Annotated in this window: 20 protein-coding genes; 3 read left to right on the forward strand and 17 right to left on the reverse strand. The window is 52.2% G+C overall.

Going from position 1 to position 18,288, the window contains the following annotated elements:
* Positions 1-97: 97 nt before the first annotated feature.
* The 4 genes from D9734_RS10400 to pdxB all read right to left on the reverse strand — a co-directional run bounded on the left by D9734_RS10400 (position 98) and on the right by pdxB (position 3,855).
* A complete protein-coding gene (locus D9734_RS10400; protein WP_130207260.1) occupies positions 98-745 on the reverse strand; it encodes a DedA family protein in 648 nt (215 codons plus the stop codon).
* A gap of 82 nt (positions 746-827) precedes the next feature.
* Entirely contained in the window at positions 828-1,640 is an 813-nt protein-coding gene (truA, locus tag D9734_RS10405) for a tRNA pseudouridine(38-40) synthase TruA (protein ID WP_001283597.1), read from the reverse strand.
* Positions 1,640-2,653 (reverse strand): aspartate-semialdehyde dehydrogenase, encoded by a 1,014-nt coding sequence (locus tag D9734_RS10410; protein WP_130207262.1) that lies wholly within the window; start codon positions 2,651-2,653, stop codon positions 1,640-1,642. Before D9734_RS10410 ends, truA begins: the two co-directional genes overlap by 1 nt.
* Positions 2,654-2,718: 65 nt before the next feature.
* Positions 2,719-3,855, reverse strand: coding sequence for a 4-phosphoerythronate dehydrogenase PdxB (gene pdxB / locus D9734_RS10415; protein ID WP_130207264.1), 1,137 nt, complete (start codon positions 3,853-3,855; stop codon positions 2,719-2,721).
* A 99-nt stretch (positions 3,856-3,954) separates the two neighbouring features.
* Here pdxB and flk point away from each other — a divergent pair, with 99 nt between their 5' ends.
* Positions 3,955-4,947 carry a flagella biosynthesis regulator Flk gene (gene flk / locus D9734_RS10420; protein ID WP_130207266.1) on the forward strand — a complete coding sequence of 331 codons (993 nt, stop codon included), beginning with the start codon at positions 3,955-3,957 and terminating at the stop codon, positions 4,945-4,947.
* Here flk and D9734_RS10425 read toward each other — a convergent pair.
* Together D9734_RS10425 and fabB are read right to left on the reverse strand one after the other, a co-directional pair.
* Positions 4,944-6,122, reverse strand: a complete 1,179-nt coding sequence (locus D9734_RS10425; RefSeq protein ID WP_130207268.1) for an MFS transporter — start codon at positions 6,120-6,122, stop codon at positions 4,944-4,946. The two genes, flk and D9734_RS10425, sit on opposite strands and share 4 nt — an antisense overlap.
* Before the next feature lie 265 nt (positions 6,123-6,387).
* Positions 6,388-7,608 (reverse strand): beta-ketoacyl-ACP synthase I, encoded by a 1,221-nt coding sequence (fabB, locus tag D9734_RS10430; protein WP_000817178.1) that lies wholly within the window; start codon positions 7,606-7,608, stop codon positions 6,388-6,390.
* A gap of 158 nt (positions 7,609-7,766) precedes the next feature.
* On the opposite strand from fabB, the gene mnmC reads away from it, so the two are divergent.
* Positions 7,767-9,773: a bifunctional tRNA (5-methylaminomethyl-2-thiouridine)(34)-methyltransferase MnmD/FAD-dependent 5-carboxymethylaminomethyl-2-thiouridine(34) oxidoreductase MnmC gene (gene mnmC, locus D9734_RS10435; RefSeq protein ID WP_130207270.1), complete on the forward strand. Its 2,007-nt coding sequence runs from the start codon at positions 7,767-7,769 to the stop codon at positions 9,771-9,773.
* Between the two features lie 119 nt (positions 9,774-9,892).
* On the opposite strand, the gene D9734_RS10440 is transcribed toward mnmC, so the two are convergent.
* From D9734_RS10440 to prmB, 6 genes are read right to left on the reverse strand one after another with little or no spacing between them, the layout of a single operon-like run.
* Positions 9,893-10,171, reverse strand: a complete 279-nt coding sequence (locus tag D9734_RS10440; RefSeq protein ID WP_000559761.1) for a YfcL family protein — start codon at positions 10,169-10,171, stop codon at positions 9,893-9,895.
* Positions 10,172-10,204: 33 nt separating this feature from the next.
* The gene (gene epmC / locus D9734_RS10445) at positions 10,205-10,753 is read right to left on the reverse strand and encodes an elongation factor P hydroxylase (RefSeq protein ID WP_130207272.1); all 549 of its coding nucleotides are present in this window, start codon (positions 10,751-10,753) and stop codon (positions 10,205-10,207) included.
* Positions 10,753-11,562 (reverse strand): sulfite exporter TauE/SafE family protein, encoded by an 810-nt coding sequence (locus D9734_RS10450; protein WP_064526496.1) that lies wholly within the window; start codon positions 11,560-11,562, stop codon positions 10,753-10,755. Before D9734_RS10450 ends, epmC begins: the two co-directional genes overlap by 1 nt.
* Positions 11,562-12,386, reverse strand: a complete 825-nt coding sequence (mepA, locus tag D9734_RS10455) for a penicillin-insensitive murein endopeptidase (RefSeq protein WP_130207274.1) — start codon at positions 12,384-12,386, stop codon at positions 11,562-11,564. Before mepA ends, D9734_RS10450 begins: the two co-directional genes overlap by 1 nt.
* A 3-nt stretch (positions 12,387-12,389) precedes the next feature.
* Positions 12,390-13,475 carry a chorismate synthase gene (aroC, locus tag D9734_RS10460; protein ID WP_130207276.1) on the reverse strand — a complete coding sequence of 362 codons (1,086 nt, stop codon included), beginning with the start codon at positions 13,473-13,475 and terminating at the stop codon, positions 12,390-12,392.
* A 34-nt stretch (positions 13,476-13,509) separates the two neighbouring features.
* Entirely contained in the window at positions 13,510-14,442 is a 933-nt protein-coding gene (gene prmB / locus D9734_RS10465) for a 50S ribosomal protein L3 N(5)-glutamine methyltransferase (protein WP_130207278.1), read from the reverse strand.
* A 165-nt stretch (positions 14,443-14,607) separates the two neighbouring features.
* On the opposite strand from prmB, the gene smrB reads away from it, so the two are divergent.
* Positions 14,608-15,159, forward strand: coding sequence for an endonuclease SmrB (gene smrB / locus D9734_RS10470; protein ID WP_000730816.1), 552 nt, complete (start codon positions 14,608-14,610; stop codon positions 15,157-15,159).
* Positions 15,160-15,203: 44 nt separating this feature from the next.
* Here the strand turns inward: smrB and D9734_RS10475 are convergent, their stop codons facing one another.
* Genes D9734_RS10475 through D9734_RS10495 form a run of 5 tightly spaced genes read right to left on the reverse strand, consistent with a single transcriptional unit; the run spans position 15,204 to position 18,250 of the window.
* Entirely contained in the window at positions 15,204-16,031 is an 828-nt protein-coding gene (locus D9734_RS10475) for a StfH/YfcO family fimbrial adhesin (protein WP_130207280.1), read from the reverse strand.
* A 1-nt stretch (position 16,032) separates the two neighbouring features.
* Complete coding sequence (locus D9734_RS10480) at positions 16,033-16,518, reverse strand: fimbrial protein (RefSeq protein ID WP_240780538.1); 486 nt, start codon at positions 16,516-16,518, stop codon at positions 16,033-16,035.
* A gap of 41 nt (positions 16,519-16,559) precedes the next feature.
* Positions 16,560-17,039 (reverse strand): fimbrial protein, encoded by a 480-nt coding sequence (locus tag D9734_RS10485; protein WP_130207284.1) that lies wholly within the window; start codon positions 17,037-17,039, stop codon positions 16,560-16,562.
* Positions 17,036-17,533: a fimbrial protein gene (locus D9734_RS10490; RefSeq protein ID WP_130207286.1), complete on the reverse strand. Its 498-nt coding sequence runs from the start codon at positions 17,531-17,533 to the stop codon at positions 17,036-17,038. The genes D9734_RS10485 and D9734_RS10490 overlap by 4 nt, the downstream gene beginning before the upstream one ends.
* Before the next feature lie 15 nt (positions 17,534-17,548).
* Positions 17,549-18,250, reverse strand: a complete 702-nt coding sequence (locus D9734_RS10495) for a fimbria/pilus periplasmic chaperone (RefSeq protein ID WP_240780539.1) — start codon at positions 18,248-18,250, stop codon at positions 17,549-17,551.
* Between the last annotated feature and the right edge of the window lie 38 nt (positions 18,251-18,288).

An 18,288-nucleotide genomic window follows, 5' to 3' on the forward strand; every position in this document is an offset into this window, starting at 1 on the left:
TGCCATTTTTGCCCCCAACAGACCATGAATGTTGCACATTAAAACATAACAGCCCGAAACTTTGGATAAAAAAGTGGTCGAACCGCGGAGTTACTTTTTATTTTGCAGCGCGTTTGTGACGAATAAATTCGAAAACCCCAGGCAATATTGAAACAAAAATAATGCCAACAATCATCAGTTTAAGGTTACTCTGAATGAAGGGGAGCGTGCCGAAGAAATAACCTGCGTAGGTAAAAATCAGTACCCACAACAGTGCACCAATCACGTTAAAAGCGGCGAAATGACGATACGACATGTGACCCATTCCCGCAACGAACGGCGCGAACGTTCTGACGATCGGTACAAAACGGGCGAGAATAATTGTTTTGCCGCCATGTCTCTCGTAAAACTGATGAGTCTTATCAAGATAACTACGACGAAAAATTTTCGAATCCGGATTACTGAACAGTTTGTCACCAAATAACCGCCCAATGGTGTAGTTGACCGCATCACCCACAATTGCAGCAATCAACATCAGTACCACCATCATATGGACGTTGAGATCATTAGTCTCCAGAGATGCCAACGCGCCAGCGACAAACAGCAACGAATCACCAGGCAGGAATGGCGTTACCACAAGCCCGGTTTCACAGAACAGAATCAAAAACAGAATGGCATAAACCCAGACGCCGTACTCTGCGACCAGTTCCGCCAGATGCACATCAATATGCAAAATAAAATCGATGAGGAAATAAATCAGGTCCATAATTGCCTATGCCTTGTACTCTTCATTTCTCAGGCTGTAACTGCATTGGCTACAGCCTGAAATTTTTAGAGCATTATTCTCATTAGTCCGCCAGAAACAGCGGGCCCATTGGCGGTTTTGGAAGATCAAATCGGTCAGGGTAATCTACCGCAACCAGATACAGCCCTTCCGCTTTCGCCGTTGCTGCCGCCAGCGTTCTGTCCTTTGCCGCTAACAGCTCTGCTATCCAACTCTCTGGCTGGTTGTGGGCGCCTACTTCCATCAGGCTACCGACAATATTCCTCACCATATGATGTACAAAGGCATTCGCTTTGATATCTACCACCACATAAGGACCATGTCGCGTGACGTTAATATGCATAACGTTGCGCCACGGCGTTCGGGACTGGCACTGCACCGCGCGAAATGAGGTGAAATCATTCTCGCCCAACAAGCATTGCGCAGCCCGATGCATCCGTTCGGCATCCAGCGGTTCGTAAAAATGGGTTACCCCTTTACTTAGTACCGCCGGGCGCAGCCGATGATTGTAGATGATGTAGCGATAACGGCGAGCCGTGGCGCTAAATCGGGCATGAAAATCATCAGGTACAGCTTTAACCCAACGCACAGCGATGTCACCAGGTAAATTCGCATTTACGCCTAATGTCCACGCCGCGTCTTTGCGCTGCGCGGTGGTTTCGAAATGCACTACCTGCCCGGTGCCGTGTACGCCTGCGTCAGTACGCCCGGCGCAGAAGACGGTGATGGGCTCGTTCGCCACCTGGGAGAGCGCCTTTTCCAGTTTCTCCTGCACACTGCGGACTTCGTTCTGCCGTTGCCAGCCGTAATACCTACTGCCGTCGTACTCAATGCCCAGCGCAATTTTATAAACTGGCGGTTGTTGCTGGTCGGACATTAGTACAGATACTCCTGCACCAGTTTCTCGGCGATTTTCACTGCCATCAGTGCGCCGCCAAAACGGACGTTATCGGCCACCGACCAGAACTGGATTTGCTCTGGAATACCGTAATCATTGCGCACGCAGCCCACAGAAAGATGCGGCGTACCGGAAGCGTCACCCACCTGCGTAGGGAATTCGTTCTCTTCGGAAAGCACAATATCTTCGCCCTGGGTAAAGGCATCACGCGCTTCTTCTGCCGCCAGCGGACGCAGAGCTTCAAAGTTGACCATCTGAGCGTGACCGTAAAATACCGGTGCCTGCACGACGCTTGCCGAAATCATCAGCCCTTCGTCCTGCATGATTTTGCGCACTTCATCGACGATACGACGTTCTTCACGCACGCTACCTTCCCTGTCCGGCAGTAACGGCAGCATGTTGAACGCCAGCTGACGTCCGAAGAAATCTTCTTCGTCAATCGGAATGCCGTTGAGCAATTTCGCACTCTGCCCCGCTAACGCATCGACCGCTTTTTTGCCCTGGGCGGAGGCTGAAATCAGGCTGGTAACGCTAATACGCGACAATCCGCCCTGATCGATTAACGGTTTCAGAGAGGCCAGCAGCTGGCTGGTCAGGCTGTCCGGTACGGCAATGACATTACGGTTACGGTAATCAGCAAGTACAAACGGGTTTACTTCCGGCACCACCAGCGGTACGTCGGGTTCGAGAGCAAACAATCCGCTGCTGTCGATAACCAGGCAGCCTGAGTTGGTTGCTTCTTCAACCCAGGTCGCGGTCGCTTCTTTGCCTGCGACAAAAAACGCCAGTTGCGCCTGCGTCCAGTCAAATTCGGCAGCATCCTGCACGGTGATTGTCTTACCACCAAAGCGCAGATGTTCGCCTGCGCTTTCGTTACGTGCCAGTGCATAAATTTCCCCAACCGGGAACTGACGTTCAGCCAGCGTTTCAATCAGGGCTTCGCCCACAGCGCCAGTTGCGCCCAGGACGGCAATGTTCCAGCCTTCAGACATGGTGGTTTACTCCAGAAAATGCAAAGCTCCCTGCCTATGTTACAGCAGAGAGCATGAAGAAGAGATTAACGAGCCGGATGATGAACGGCGTTAAAACCCAGTTTACACAGTAATGATGCCGCACTGGCGTCATTACAAATCACATACAGAGACGACCATTCACGGCGCTCAAGGTAATTTTTGCGCAGTTTATCGAACTCACCCGGTATTCCGGCGACTTTACGCAACGGCGCATCGTCGCGGCGCACATCATACACCAAATGCACCAGCCTTTTTAGCGTCGGCTGATCGAGCGGACCATGCAGCGTGATACGGCCAAACTCCGGCGCGGGCAGTAAAGTATCCAACGCCACGTGCTGTTCATGACCAATAAACTTGCTGTAGGCTTCAAACACTTGCGTTGTGCCACGCGCTTTACCTTCGAGGGTGTAGCCCGCGATATGCGGCGTGCCGATATCCACTTTTTGCAGCAGCTCGACGTTGAGTTCTGGCTCGCCTTCCCAGACATCCAGCACTACGCTTAACTTCTGACCTTCATTCAGGCAGGTCAGCAGTGCGGTATTATCGACAACGGCACCACGGCAGGCGTTAATCAGAATCGCCCCCGGCTTCAGGCTGCGAATCAGTTTTTCATCCGCCAGATGCCGCGTTTTGTACGGACCATCTTTAAAGAGTGGAGTATGGAAAGTCAGAATGTCTGCTTGCGCGACCAGTTCATCAAGAGGGCGGAAATCCCCCTCATCCCCACGATCGGCGCGTGGTGGATCGCAAAGTAATGTTTTGATCCCCCACGCTTCCAGCCGTGCCTGTAAACGTCGCCCGACGTTGCCGACGCCCACGATCCCCACGGTACGCTCGTGCAGTGAAAATCCATCGCGTTCGGCGAGCATCAGCAGTGACGAGAAAACATATTCCACTACCGCAATCGCATTGCAGCCAGGTGCAGCAGAAAAACCAATTCCCGCCTGCTTTAACCACGCTTCATCGACATGGTCCGTCCCCGCGGTCGCGGTGCCAATAAATTTTACTGGTTTTCCTGCCAGTAAAGATTCATTCACTTTCGTGACCGAACGCACCATCAAAGCATCTGCATCATCCAGTTCAGCAACTGGAATTGGACGCCCCGGAACCGCTTTCACCTCCCCCAGACGACTAAATAATTCGCGGGCATAAGGCATATTTTCATCAACAAGGATTTTCACGTTTGTGGTACCTGTATGAGAACGAGAGTTAACCGGACAAGTGTGCCATAATCTCGCGGCCAGGCATACTTGCGATGATTTCAGGTATAAGGATACGTAATGATACAACCAATTTCCGCCCCTCCTGGGCAACCACCGGGTCAGGGGGATAAACTGTCGTCTGGCGCAGGCAATCAGCCTTTATCCAGCTTGCAACGTACAGTGCTGGAAAGTTTGATAACCAAAGTGACTTCGCTGACGCAACAGCAGAGCGCGGAATTGTGGGCCGGTATAAAGCACGACATCGGTCTGCCAAGCGATTCACCGTTACTTTCACGCAATTTCCCCGCCGCAGAACAAAACCTTGCACAACGTTTACTGGCCGCGCAAGAAAGCCATTCTGTCCGCCAGCTTTTGGCGCAATTGAGCGAGTACTTACGGCTGGGGAATAATCGTCAGGCGGTCACAGATTACATTCGTCATAACTTTGGTCAGACGCCGCTGAATCAACTCTCACCGGAGCAATTAAAAACCGTCCTGACGCTGTTACAGGAAGGGAAGATGGTTATCCCGCAGCCGCAACAGCGCCAGGCGACCGACCGCCCTTTGCTACCGGCAGAACACAATACGCTTAAGCAACTGGTGACTAAACTCGCGGCGGCAACAGGAGAACCCAGCAAGCAGATTTGGCAATCTATGCTGGAACTTTCTGGGGTAAAAAATGGAGAGTTGATCCCGGCCAAAATGTTTACCCACCTGGTTACCTGGTTGCAGGCACGCCAGGTGTTAAGTCAGCAAAATACACCGACACTGGAGTCGCTTCAGATGGCGCTAAAACAGCCACTGGATGCCAGCGAGTTGACAGTATTATCGAGCTATGTTGAGCAAAAATATGGCCTTTCTCAGCATTCAGCCCTGACTTCCGCACAGGCCGAGGATATCCTCAACCAGCTTTATCAACGGCGGGTGAATGGGATTGAACCGCGAGATATTCAACCGTTGCTCAATCCCTTTACGCCATTCATTAACACGATGCAAGAAATGGCCATGCGCCCCAGCCTGTGGATATTGCTGACCGCCATCATCGTGATATTGGTCTGGTTATTGAGTTAACCACGACGAAATGACAGTATCGTCACGATAATCCCCAGCACCGCCGATATCGCCCCGGCAAGGAATACCGACGAGTAGCCAAATGTGGTCGCCAGGACACCTGCCAGTGGCCCGGAAACACCGAGGGCGATATCCTGAAACGCCGCATAACCGCCGAGCGCAGTACCGCGAACCTGAGACGGAACGCGCTTAACCACTTCCACACCAAGCGCCGGGAAGATAAGTGAACACCCTGCCCCGGTTAACGCCGCACCGGCTAACGCCACCCACGCGCCAGGTGCTTGCCAGAGCAGCAACAAACCTACCGTTTCGACAAGCAAAGAGACAATCGCCACTTTCACGCCGCCAAAACGGTCTGGCATCCAGCCGAACATGACGCGCATCACGACAAATGCGCCGCCAAATGCGGTGAGTGTAAAACCTGCCATCGCCCATCCTTTGCTGGCAAAGTAGAGCGATACAAAGGTTCCGATAACCGCAAAGCCAACGCCCTGAAGCGCCAGACCAAGACCCGGTTTCCAGATAAGTCCGACAACGCTCCACAGTGATGGACGTTCTCCCGCCATTGCCGGTACTTTGCGTACTGTGCCGTTACAAGCCCACGCCAGCAGGGGCAATGCCATTGTCGTAAGCGCCAGTGCGGCAAAACCGTAATGGCTATGAATCAACAAGCCAAGCGGTGCGCCCACCGCCAGTGCGCCATAAATCGCCATTCCGTTCCACGACATCACTTTGCCTGAGTGTTTTGGCCCGACAATGCCCAATCCCCAGGTCAAAGCGCCCGTCAGTAACTGGCTTTCGCCAAAACCAAGAATCAAACGCCCGACGACCAGCAGGGCAAATTTAATTGGTGCGGAGACAGGCAAAAGCGCCGCCAGCAGCAGCGCGCCGCCAGCCAGACCGCAGGCGAACATACCCTGAAGCGCCGAACGTTTTGCGCCATATTGATCGGCCAGTCGTCCGGCGTAGCCACGCGTCAGCACCGTGGCCAGAAACTGAATGCCGACGGCAATCCCGACCATGGTGTTGCCATAGCCCAGTTCATGATGAACAAACAGCGGGATAACCGGCAACGGCAGCCCTACGGTCATGTAAGTTAGAAAAACCGCAAAAGCGATGCGGAAGAGCGAAAAATTGGCAGAAGATCGTGTTTCTGTTTGGCTTACAGCAGTCATGCATTACTCCAGAATGCAGCGCAAGGCGAGGAGTCTCCCCGTCTCATCTCTCTGGTTTTCAGGGTTACGGTGCGTTGGCAGGATTTAACGCGTACGTCTTTTCAGAAGGAAATCGACAAAATGGGAAGTTTGCCTGGAACAGGCGGCGATTGTCAATGATGTGAAAAAGGGAACCATCGGGTTCCCTTTTGCGTTAGTGCCGGATGCGACATTGTCGCGTATCGTCGGATGCGACGCTGGCGCGTCTTATCCGACCTACTCCGAATTAATCTTTCAGCTTACGCATTACCAGCGTGGCGTTGGTGCCGCCGAAGCCGAAGCTGTTAGACATCACGGTGGTCAGTTCGCGATCGGTCGTTTCGGTCACGATGTTCAGACCCGCAGCCTGCTCGTCCAGCTCTTCAATGTTGATGCTCGGGGCGATAAAGCCGTGTTCCAGCATCAGCAGAGAGTAGATAGCTTCCTGTACGCCAGCAGCGCCCAGAGAGTGACCGGTCATTGCTTTGGTTGCAGAAATCGCCGGGCTCTTATCGCCGAACACTTCACGGATAGCCGCCAGCTCTTTCACGTCGCCAACCGGAGTCGAAGTACCGTGGGAGTTCAGGTAGTCGATTGGGGTATCAACACCGTGCATCGCCATCTTCATGCAGCGCACTGCGCCTTCGCCAGACGGAGCAACCATGTCTGCGCCATCAGACGTTGCGCCGTAGCCAACGATTTCAGCGTAGATATGAGCACCACGAGCCAACGCGTGTTCCAGTTCTTCGACCACCACCATACCGCCGCCGCCAGCGATAACGAAACCGTCACGGTGAGCGTCATAAGTACGGGAGGCTTTTTCCGGGGTGTCGTTGTATTTGGTAGACAGCGCGCCCATTGCGTCGAATTCGCAGGCCATTTCCCAGCACAGCTCTTCGCCGCCGCCGGCAAACACGATGTCTTGTTTGCCCAGTTGGATCTGCTCTACTGCGTTACCGATACAGTGTGCGGAAGTCGCACACGCGGAGCTGATGGAGTAGTTAACGCCGTGGATTTTGAACGGCGTGGCGAGGCAGGCAGAAACGCCAGATGCCATCGCTTTAGTGACCACATACGGGCCAACCGCTTTCAGGCCACGCGGGCCGCGCATTGCGTCAGCGCCGAACACCTGGAAACGCGGAGAGCCGCCGCCGGAACCTGCAATCAGGCCAACGCGCGGGTTATTCTGGTAAGCTTCCGGGGAGAGGCCAGCATCTGCAATTGCCTGCTCCATAGAAAGGAATGCATAAATGGATGCGTCGCTCATAAAGCGCACAACTTTACGGTCAATGAGGCCAGTGGTATCCAGTTTTACGTTGCCCCAAACGTGGCTACGCATGCCGGAATCCTTCAGCTCCTGAGAGAAAGTGATCCCTGAGCGTCCTTCACGCAGAGATGCCAGGACTTCCTGCTGGTTATTACCGATGCTGGAAACAATGCCCAGGCCAGTAATCACTGCACGTTTCATTCAATACCTCTGTAAGTCGCACATAGAGTAAGTTTCGAATGCACAATAGCGTACACTTGTACGCCGAACAAGTCCGATCAGCCAATTAATAGAGAAATTTGCGCAGCCTGGCACACATCGCTAAGATCGAGCCACCGCCTGTAAGACGAGTAACTTACGTGAAACACTACTCCATACAACCTGCCAACCTTGAATTTAATGCTGAGGGTACACCTGTTTCCCGAGATTTTGACGATGTCTATTTTTCCAACGATAACGGACTGGAAGAGACGCGTTATGTTTTTCTTGGGGGTAACCAATTAGAGGCACGCTTTCCTGAGCATCCGCATCCTCTGTTTGTGGTAGCAGAGAGCGGCTTCGGCACCGGATTAAACTTCCTGACGCTTTGGCAGGCATTTGATCAGTTTCGCGAAGTGCATCCACAGGCGCAGTTAAAGCGCCTCCACTTTATAAGTTTTGAGAAATTTCCCCTCACCCGTGCGGATTTAGCGCTAGCGCACCAACACTGGCCGGAACTTGCGCCGTGGGCGGAACAGCTTCAGGCGCAGTGGCCTTTGCCCCTGCCCGGTTGCCATCGTTTATTGCTCGATGAAGGCCGCGTAACGCTGGATTTATGGTTTGGCGATATAAACGAACTGACCAGCCAACTGGACGATTCGCTAAATCAAAAAGTAGATGCCTGGTTTCTGGACGGCTTTGCGCCAGCGAAAAACCCGGATATGTGGACGCAAAATCTGTTTAACGCCATGGCACGACTGGCGCGTCCGGGCGGCACGCTGGCGACATTTACTTCTGCCGGTTTTGTCCGCCGCGGTTTGCAGGAAGCCGGATTCACCATGCAAAAACGTAAGGGCTTTGGGCGCAAACGGGAAATGCTTTGTGGGGTGATGGAACAGACATTACCACTCCCCTGCTCCACGCCGTGGTTTAATCGTACGGGCAGCAGCAAACGGGAAGCAGCGATTATCGGCGGCGGTATTGCCAGCGCGTTGTTATCGCTGGCGCTATTACGTCGCGGCTGGCAGGTAACGCTTTATTGTGCGGATGAGGCCCCCGCGCTGGGTGCTTCCGGCAATCGCCAGGGGGCGCTGTATCCGCTTTTAAGCAAACACGATGGGGCGTTGAACCGCTTTTTCTCTAATGCGTTTACTTTTGCTCGTCGGCTTTACGACCAATTACCCGTTAAATTTGATCATGACTGGTGCGGCGTAACGCAGTTAGGCTGGGATGAGAAAAGCCAGCATAAAATCGCACAGATGCTGTCGATGGATTTACCCGCAGAGTTGGCTGTAGCCGTTGAGGCAAATGCGGTTGAACAAATTACGGGCGTTGCGACAAATTGCAGCGGTATTACTTATCCGCAAGGTGGCTGGCTGTGTCCGGCGGAACTGACCCGTAATGTGCTGGTACTGGCGGAACAGCAAGGTTTGCAGATTCGTTATCAACATCAGTTACAGGATTTATCCCGTAAGGATGACGGTTGGTTGTTGAATTTTGCAGGTGATCAGCACGCGACGCATAACGTGGTGGTACTGGCGAACGGGCATCAAATCAGCCGTTTCAGCCAAACGTCGTCTCTGCCAGTGTATTCAGTTGCTGGTCAGGTCAGCCACATTCCGACAACGCAGGAACTGGCAAAACTGAAGCAGGTGCTGTGCTATGACGGTTATCTCACGCCACAAAATCCGGCGAATCAACACCATTGTATTGGTGCCAGTTATCATCGCGGCAGCGAAGAGACGGCGTACAGTGAGGACGATCAGCAGCAGAATCGCCAGCGGTTGATTGATTGTTTCCCGCAGGCACAATGGGCGAAAGCGGTTGATGTCAGTGATAAAGAGGCGCGCTGCGGTGTGCGTTGTGCCACTCGCGATCATCTGCCAATGGTAGGCAACGTGCCTAATTATGACGCTACACTCGTGGAATATGCGTCGCTGACGGAGCAGAAAGAGGAGGCGGTAAGCGCGCCGATTTATGACGATCTCTTTATGCTTGCTGCTTTGGGTTCGCGTGGTTTGTGTTCTGCCCCGCTGTGTGCCGAGATTCTGGCGGCACAGATGAGTGAAGAACCGATTCCGATGGATGCCAGTACGCTGGCGGCGTTAAATCCGAATAGGTTATGGGTGCGGAAGTTGTTGAAAGGTAAAGCGGTTAAGGCGGGGTAATCTGCTTTGGCATTGTTTGTCGGATGCGGCGTGAACACCTTATCCGACCTCGTCTGACTTGTAGGCCTGATAAGACGCAATAAGCGTCGCATCAGGCATGGTGCTCCAGACGCCGCAACTTACTGCTGTGACGCCTGCTGAAACAGGTGTTCCCACATATCGGTTACCAGCGCCTGGTCCCGCGGCGACAACTCACCGGCACCAATAGCTTTTTCCAGACTCTGGCTAACCGTCGTATGCACCGCCTGAGCGGAGTGGTCATCACCACTTTCCAGTTCTGCGATGGCTAATGTCAGGTGGCCACGCAAATACCCACTGGCAAATAACTCATCATCACTGGCATGGTCAACCATACCGTCGATTAATGCCAGAATGCGTGATTCAAACTCCGCGATCATCTTCTTTCCTCATTGTAAAACGTGGCGCCGGCTTCAGTTGAGCGCTTCCGGCCACGGGAATTGTTCCGCCGTAAGTTCCGGCGTGTGATAATAATTTTGTAATGCTTTAATTAAGCGTGCCGGACGTTCTGGAATACCGTTAGCCAGATAATCCATCAACTGCGCATGTACTCGCCGTTGAAACACCACACGATCCGGTTCGAAATCCCCTTCCAGATTGTCGCAACTGACGTTAAACGGATATCCCGCCGCCACGCAGAACAACCAGTCGAGCGCCTGCGGCTTCACTTCAACATCTTCAAACTGGCTTTGCGTTTGGGCATCGCGACCGTCCGGGCAATACCAGTAACCGAAATCAACCAGTTCACGGCGCGCTTTCCCGGCAATACACCAGTGCGAAATCTCATGAATTGCGCTGGCATAAAAGCCATGAGCGAAGACGATTCGGTTATACGGTACTTCCGCATCAGCAGGAAGATAGATCGGTTCGTCGTCGCCTTTAATCAGACGGGTATTAAATTCATCGGCAAAGCAGCTATTAAAAATTTCAATTAACTGCTCATAGTGGTGTGTACTGTTCATTAGTTCATCCCCAACCAGTGGAGGATCTCCTGTCCGTGGCTATCATAAAGTAATTTGGCACTCATCACCGCCGAGACGATAACGATCATCGGGCGGATCAGCTTTTGTCCTTTGCTCAACACCAGTCGTGAACCCATGCGCGCGCCGAGGAACTGCCCCACCAGCATCACAAAGCCCGTCGCCCAAATCACTTTGCCGCCGAGAATAAACAGCAGTAAACCGCCGATATTTGACGTTGCGTTGAGTAATTTTGCGTGAGCCGTGGCTTTGGCGAGGTTGAATCCGCACAGCGTAACGAAAGCCAGCGCGTAAAACGATCCGGCTGCCGGGCCAAAGAATCCGTCATAAAAACCGACGCAGCCACCGGCAATTAACGCGAAGGGCAAACCGTACATCCGGCGCTGGCGATCTTCTTCACCCAGCTTTGGCATCAGCAAGAAATAGAGGCCGATGCAAATCACGAGGATGGGCAATATCTGCCGTAATATATCGGCCTGAACATATTGCACCAGCAGTGCGCCACTCATTGAGCCGACAAAGGTCATGGCGATATTGAGTTTTTGATCGCTTAAACTAACCACTTTGCGGCGAATAAAGTAGATAGTGGCGGAAATAGAGCCACCGCAGGCTTGCAGTTTATTGGTTGCCAGCGCGTTAGCGGGAGACATCCCCGCCGCCATCAATGCCGGAATAGTGAGTAACCCACCGCCACCGGCAATCGAGTCGATAAATCCCGCCAGCATGGCGACAAAAAAGAGAACTCCCAGCAGCAGCGGGGAAACCATAAACAGGCTATTAAACGTTTCCATTAGATCACGTGCTCATCCAGTAGCGCCTGGCAGGAAGGCGGCAACGGAGGCGGTGTCTTCTTCTCAGGCTTTGTTGTTCCCGGTTTTGGAGGTTCAAACCAGCTTTGCAGTTCTGCCCCGCAACCATCGCCTGGTGGCGGTAAAGGTTGATCTTCACACTCCAGACTATCGGCAGGACAACGTAATCGTACATGCATATGCGCGCGATGCTGGAACCAGGGTCGCACTTTGCGCAACCAGTCGCGATCGGTGCCGGCATCAAGGCAAAGTTGTTGTTTAATCGCCGGATTAACAAAAATGCGCGTGACGTCTTTGTCCTGGGCGGCAAGTTTGATCAAGCTGAAAATTTCCGGCTTCCACAGCGTCGGGACAACGTGTTTACCGTCGCGGGAAACCAAATCTAATGCTTGCGGGCGCAAGAGCTGCGCAGAGGTCCAGCGTGTTTTTGGCAGTTGCAGGAAGATATCGACATCCAGTCCGGTCTGGTGGCTGGCGTGACCGCCGTTGAAACGCCCACCAGCAGGCATCCCCATATCGCCAATCAACACCGTCCCCATGCCCAGATTGCTCACCTGACTACTCAGACGTTGGATAAACATCACCAGGTCCGGGTGACCGAAGTAGCGACGCTGATCGGTACGCATGACCTGATAATGTTCGGACTGTATCGGCAGCGTGTCAGCGCCGACGATACAACCATTGGAGAAACTACCTATCGATTGTGCGCTACCCGGCACAGGTTGGGTTATTTTTTGCCACGGCGTCGCTGCCTGGCTGACGCTACTGGCAAGCAGGGCCAGCAGCGCAATCGCAGTTTTGTTCATTTTTTACCAGCGTGGAATATCAGTCTTCACATCGGCATTTTGCGCCCGCTGCCGTAACAGGTGATCCATTAAAACGATCGCCAGCATCGCTTCAGCGATCGGCACCGCGCGGATCCCGACACAAGGATCGTGACGACCTTTGGTGATCATCTCAACTTCTTCGCCAAAGCGGTTAATGGTGCGCCCCGGCACGGTAATGCTGGAGGTCGGTTTTAGCGCCATATGGGCAATGATTTGCTGCCCGCTGCTAATCCCGCCGAGAATGCCGCCCGCATGGTTGCTCTGGAAACCTTCTTTGGTGATTTCGTCGCGGTTCTGGCTGCCGCGCAGCGCCACCACGTCAAAACCATCGCCAATTTCCACACCTTTCACCGCGTTAATGCTCATCAGCGCGTGGGCGATGTCGGCATCCAGGCGGTCAAAGACCGGCTCTCCAAGTCCGGCAGGGACGCCACTGGCAACAACGGTGACTTTCGCGCCAATGGAGTCGCCCTCTTTTTTCAGCGCGCGCATCAGTTCATCCAGCACGTCGATTTTGTCAGGGTCCGGGCAGAAGAACGGATTTTGCTCGACCTGCGACCAGTCTTTGATTTCCAGCGGAATGTCGCCCATTTGGGTCAGGCAGCCGCGAATTTCGACACCGAATTTCTCGGCAAGATATTTTTTGGCAATCGCCCCTGCCGCAACGCGCATGGCGGTTTCACGGGCGGAAGAGCGTCCACCGCCGCGATAGTCGCGCAAACCGTATTTTTGTTCGTAGGTGTAATCGGCATGGCCTGGACGGAAAACGTCCTTAATTGCGCTGTAATCCTGAGAACGCTGGTCGGTGTTTTCTATGAGTAGGCCAATGCTGGTGCCGGTGGTCACACCTTCAAAAACACCGGAGAGAATTTTGACCTGATCCGGCTCGCGGCGCTGGGTGGTATAGCGCGATGTCCCCGGGCGGCGGCGGTCAAGATCGTGTTGCAGATCCGCTTCCGTCAGCGGAATGCCTGGCGGAACACCATCGACGATGCAACCGAGCGCCAGCCCGTGCGATTCGCCGAAGGTGGTTACGCGAAAGAGTTGTCCAATTGTGTTTCCAGCCATCACGGCTCCGTTATTGTTGTGTTTGCGTGTTTATTTAATCTTTATAAATCGCGAAATGTTCACGTGCGGCAATAAGCTGCGCTTTGGTGAGCATAAACACACCGTCGCCGCCGTTATCAAACTCCAGCCAGGTGAACGGAACATCCGGATATTGTTCCATAAGATGTACCATGCTGTTGCCGACTTCACAAATCAGCACACCATCATCAGCAAGATAATCTGCCGCGTTACCGAGAATGCGGCGGGTCAGTTTCAGGCCGTCGGTACCAGACGCCAGGCCCAGTTCCGGCTCGTGACGGTATTCATTTGGCAGGTCGGACATATCTTCCGCATCGACATACGGCGGGTTGGTGACGATCAGGTCGTACTGCACTTTCGGTAAATCACGGAACAGATCGGAACGAATCGGGATGACATTGTGGATCAGACCGTGTTCTTCGATGTTCTGTTCGGCAACCGCCAGCGCGTCTGGAGAGATGTCCACCGCGTCGACTTCCGCTTCCGGGAAAGCATAAGCGCAAGCAATAGCGATGCAGCCGCTCCCGGTACACATATCTAAAATGTGCTGCGGTTGCTTGCTGATGAGTCCGGCAAATTTATTGTTGATCAGTTCACCAATCGGCGAGCGCGGCACCAGCACGCGTTCATCGACGTAAAATTCATGGCCGCAGAACCACGCTTTGTTGGTCAGATAAGCCACCGGAATGCGTTCGTTGACGCGGCGGATCACGCGCTCAACAATGCGGTGTTTTTCGCTGGAGGTCAGACGCGCATTGCGCATATCTTCCGGAATATCCAGCGGCAGGTAGAGCGAAGGCAACACCAGCTGTACGGCTTCATCCCACGGGTTATCGGTGCCGTGACCGTACCAGATATTTGCCGCGCTGAAGCGGCTAACCGACCAGCGCAACATGTCCTGAATGGTTTGCAGCTCATTTACTGCTTCATCAACGAAAATTTTATCCACGTATTCCTCCAGGGCATGATCGCAATAATTTCGGCGGCTAGTTTGCCATGAAGATGACGATAAATCAGCATTCACGCGCGGTGAGTGAGGAAAAATACGTTTAAAACGATCGATTGCGCGACGAGTCGGGTAAACTGTAGGGAAATTAGAAATAGAGACACATCAATGAAAAAGAAAACAACACTTAGCGAGGAGGACCAGGCTCTGTTTCGCCAGTTGATGGCGGGGACTCGCAAGATAAAGCAAGATACGATTGTCCATCGACCACAGCGTAAAAAAGTCAGCGAAGTGCCGGTGAAACGGTTAATTCAGGAGCAGGCCGATGCCAGCCATTATTTTTCCGATGAGTTTCAGCCGTTATTGAATACCGAAGGTCCGGTCAAATATGTTCGCCCGGATGTAAGCCATTTTGAGGCGAAGAAACTGCGGCGCGGTGATTATTCGCCGGAGTTGTTTCTTGATTTGCACGGTCTGACGCAGCTACAAGCCAAACAGGAACTGGGCGCGTTGATTGCCGCCTGCCGCCGTGAACATGTGTTTTGCGCCTGTGTGATGCATGGGCATGGTAAGCATATTTTGAAGCAACAAACACCACTGTGGCTGGCGCAACATCCGCATGTGATGGCGTTTCACCAGGCCCCCAAAGAGTACGGTGGTGATGCGGCGTTATTGGTGTTGATTGAGGTGGAAGAGTGGCTGCCGCCTGAGTTGCCCTGAACGCAAAACCGGATACGGCATAAACGCCGTATCCGGTTTGGTCGCTACAACATATTCAGCACATACTGGAATCGGCAAGTGGAATCTATTGGCTGCGGTGTAGTAGTATCGACACGCACCACAATATCATGTAGTTGTTTGTCGGTTATCGCATGTCGGTTTGGTATGGTTGTCACTTTGCTATCTGTACAACCATATGACGTAAAAGTGATCATTTGCGAAATAAAACGACAATATGCGCCACGCTCGTTAAATTGGCTACCATCACACAACTTGCCATCCTTCATCAAAAAGGTAGGGAGTGTATTTTCGATTACCCCTCCCGTGGATTTCAATGATAACAGCTTGCTATGCACTACCGAATTTGGACTCCATGAAACATCATAAGGGTCTAAAGGAACTGGCGGACAGGTGGAGTTAAACGCTGAAGGCCCCAGGTAAACAGTACCAGTCGCTCTTGCTTGTGTTTTGATATTACTGGTCACTATCCAGGGACAGCTACCGGGATCGCCTTCAACGATAATATCCATGATAACCTTACTACAACTAAAACCTCCCGATGTCGGCAACCCTGGGCAATTCGATGAGTCAATATAATCCCCACTTTTCACATTAATTTCTGGTGCTGTCCCTGGCCCATTCCAGGATATATTGGGAATATCTCCGGTATAAAGAGTATAACCATCCCGGTGATATGTTCCCTGATAGACGCCAGATAAAGTTTGGACATTAAGTTCATACCAGATTGCGGTATTACCGTTACCGGCATACCCCATCAACGTGTGCATATCACGAAATATTGTTGATGCCATCGCGGTGGGTACCATTAGTATCAACACTAGTAAGCAAAAAACATGGCGTAATTTTTTCATTTTAAAGGTACTCAAACGTTGCGGTTAGCTGGGCGGTAAAATTGCCAGGAGTCACATCACGACCGCTTTTTGCCTGTAACCAGGCCCGGAAATTAAGACTATTGCTGCCGTTATTAAGTACAAAGGTCGCTCCAGTAGAACTGTTGATGGCAACAGGTGTGCCGTCGTTTTTTTCCATTCCTATACCAACTCCCTGCGCACCCGATGACGCATCCAGCGCCAGAATACCCGGCTGTTCGCTATCTTCCGTGCCGGTCAAGGTTACCTTTACGTTGTATGACGTTGGTCCCTTACAGTCTTTCAGTTGAAAAACCACCGGCACACGGGCCGACTGCCCGGCGACCACTAAATCTTGTGCACTCACCGTAGGAAACTGTACTTCCGCCAGCAATCCTTGTGTCTCTACCGGTGTACAGGTTTTATTCAATAAATTACCGTAAAAATGCAGGTTGTCAGCCGCCTGCACCGGCGCTACACAGAGCAGCATTAAGCTCCCCAGCAGCGTTGCGAGAACATATTCTTGTGTTTTCATTGGTAATCCACCTGTAGCGTGGCATACGCGGAAAATGCTCCGTCTCCCAACACCGCGCCGCTGGCTTTCACCGGTACCGCCTTGAGCATTGGGGGGCTGGCAGGATCAATACTCAGAGGTTTATCCAGCTCAAACGGACTGCCATTTTGTTGCATTTCAATGCCCAGGTCGGTAACGCTGGTCTGGACTGCCGACGTATTGTAATTGGTGGGAGTCCCCTTCCAGGTCAGAGTCATCTCCCAAACCGCATCACGAACTCCAGAATCACAGGTGATCTCATAGGGTACAGTCTGACGAAAGTTAACACCGTCAATGTCATTAATAAGGATGTCGCCAAAATCCACTTCAATGGTTTTCCCGCCGCTAATGGTACAAACTGGCGGTGATACCAAAGTTCCGTGAAAAGTAATGTCTGGTGTCGCCGCCTGTACCACGCAACAGCAACCACAAATCACAAAAAAACCGAGTCGTTTCATTGGTAATCCACCACCATCGTCATACTGGCGTTAAATTCCGACGCCGCGAATGATACACCGCTCTCTTTTACTGGCACCGCTTTCAGTTTCGGTTGGCTGTTGATGTTGAAAGGCGTCCAGTTGTTTTCGCCAATCGGAAACAGCGAATTATCAGACGCACTTTCAATTCGAATCCCAAATCCAGAAATTCCTGTACTCAACACTGTTTCGCCATTAATCGTGGTAGTCGTTCCCTTAAACTGCATTTGCAGGTCGTCACTTAGACTTCCCTTACAGTCCAATTTGTACTCAGCATTCATGCGATAGTTGGTGCCATTGATCTTTTTGATGATCACATCACCAAACTCCACAGCACTACCCGTTACTGAACAAGGTGGCGGAGCATCGACCAGCACCCGCAATATCAGATCAACGGATTTCGATTCTCCGCCTGCCGCAGGATGGCTCACCACACCAAAAACCAGCAGTAATTTAACCAGAAACATCTTTCTCATCGGATTCTCCTGGAATCAGCCTTTGCTGCTTAGTTCTTCATCCACCAGGCAGGCACTACCGCTACAGCGGAAAAAGAGCGGCATACGCGCACCATAGTCGTTGACATAGGTCAGCACTGGTGTGCTATCCATTTTCACGTTTAACGGGGCGTTGGTTTTGGGCGGCATGACTAACGGCGAGAAACCTGCCGCTGGATTGCCATTTTTCTGCGTACTGGCGTTGCTGATGATGACGTAATACGCCGTTGGGTTATTGACGGTAAATTCCTGGCCGCTGCGTGTTAGGGTCACTTTATACTGCCAAGGAGTTTGTGTGCTGCTTTTTTCCAGTACCTTAGGACGCCAGAAAAGTTTGATACGTGTCTGCAGAGCAATTTGCAGCGTGTTAGCTTTATTCGATTTAGGCGGGATCTCGCGAACGTTAAAGTAGAACATCGTTTCGCGATCGGCAGGCAATTTGTGGATATCTGGCAATCCCTGAATTTTCACCTGACCGTTCATCATCGCATCAATACGCTGTACAGGAGGTAAAACAGCTAATGGTGAACTCACCTTGTTACCCTTTTCATCTTCAATCCAGCTTTGCGCCAGGTAAGGAAGTTTAGGATCGTTATTACGTAGGGTAACACTAATAGATTTGTCACTTTCGTTAAAAATCAAACGGGTACGATCGGGCGTCACTGAAGCCTGCGCGTAAAAACTTGCAGCCGCCGCCATCAACGTCAATGCAGTGACGATCTTTTTTGAAGAGATAT

Source organism: Escherichia sp. E14S1 (assembly GCF_004211995.1).
Classification (GTDB): domain Bacteria; phylum Pseudomonadota; class Gammaproteobacteria; order Enterobacterales; family Enterobacteriaceae; genus Escherichia.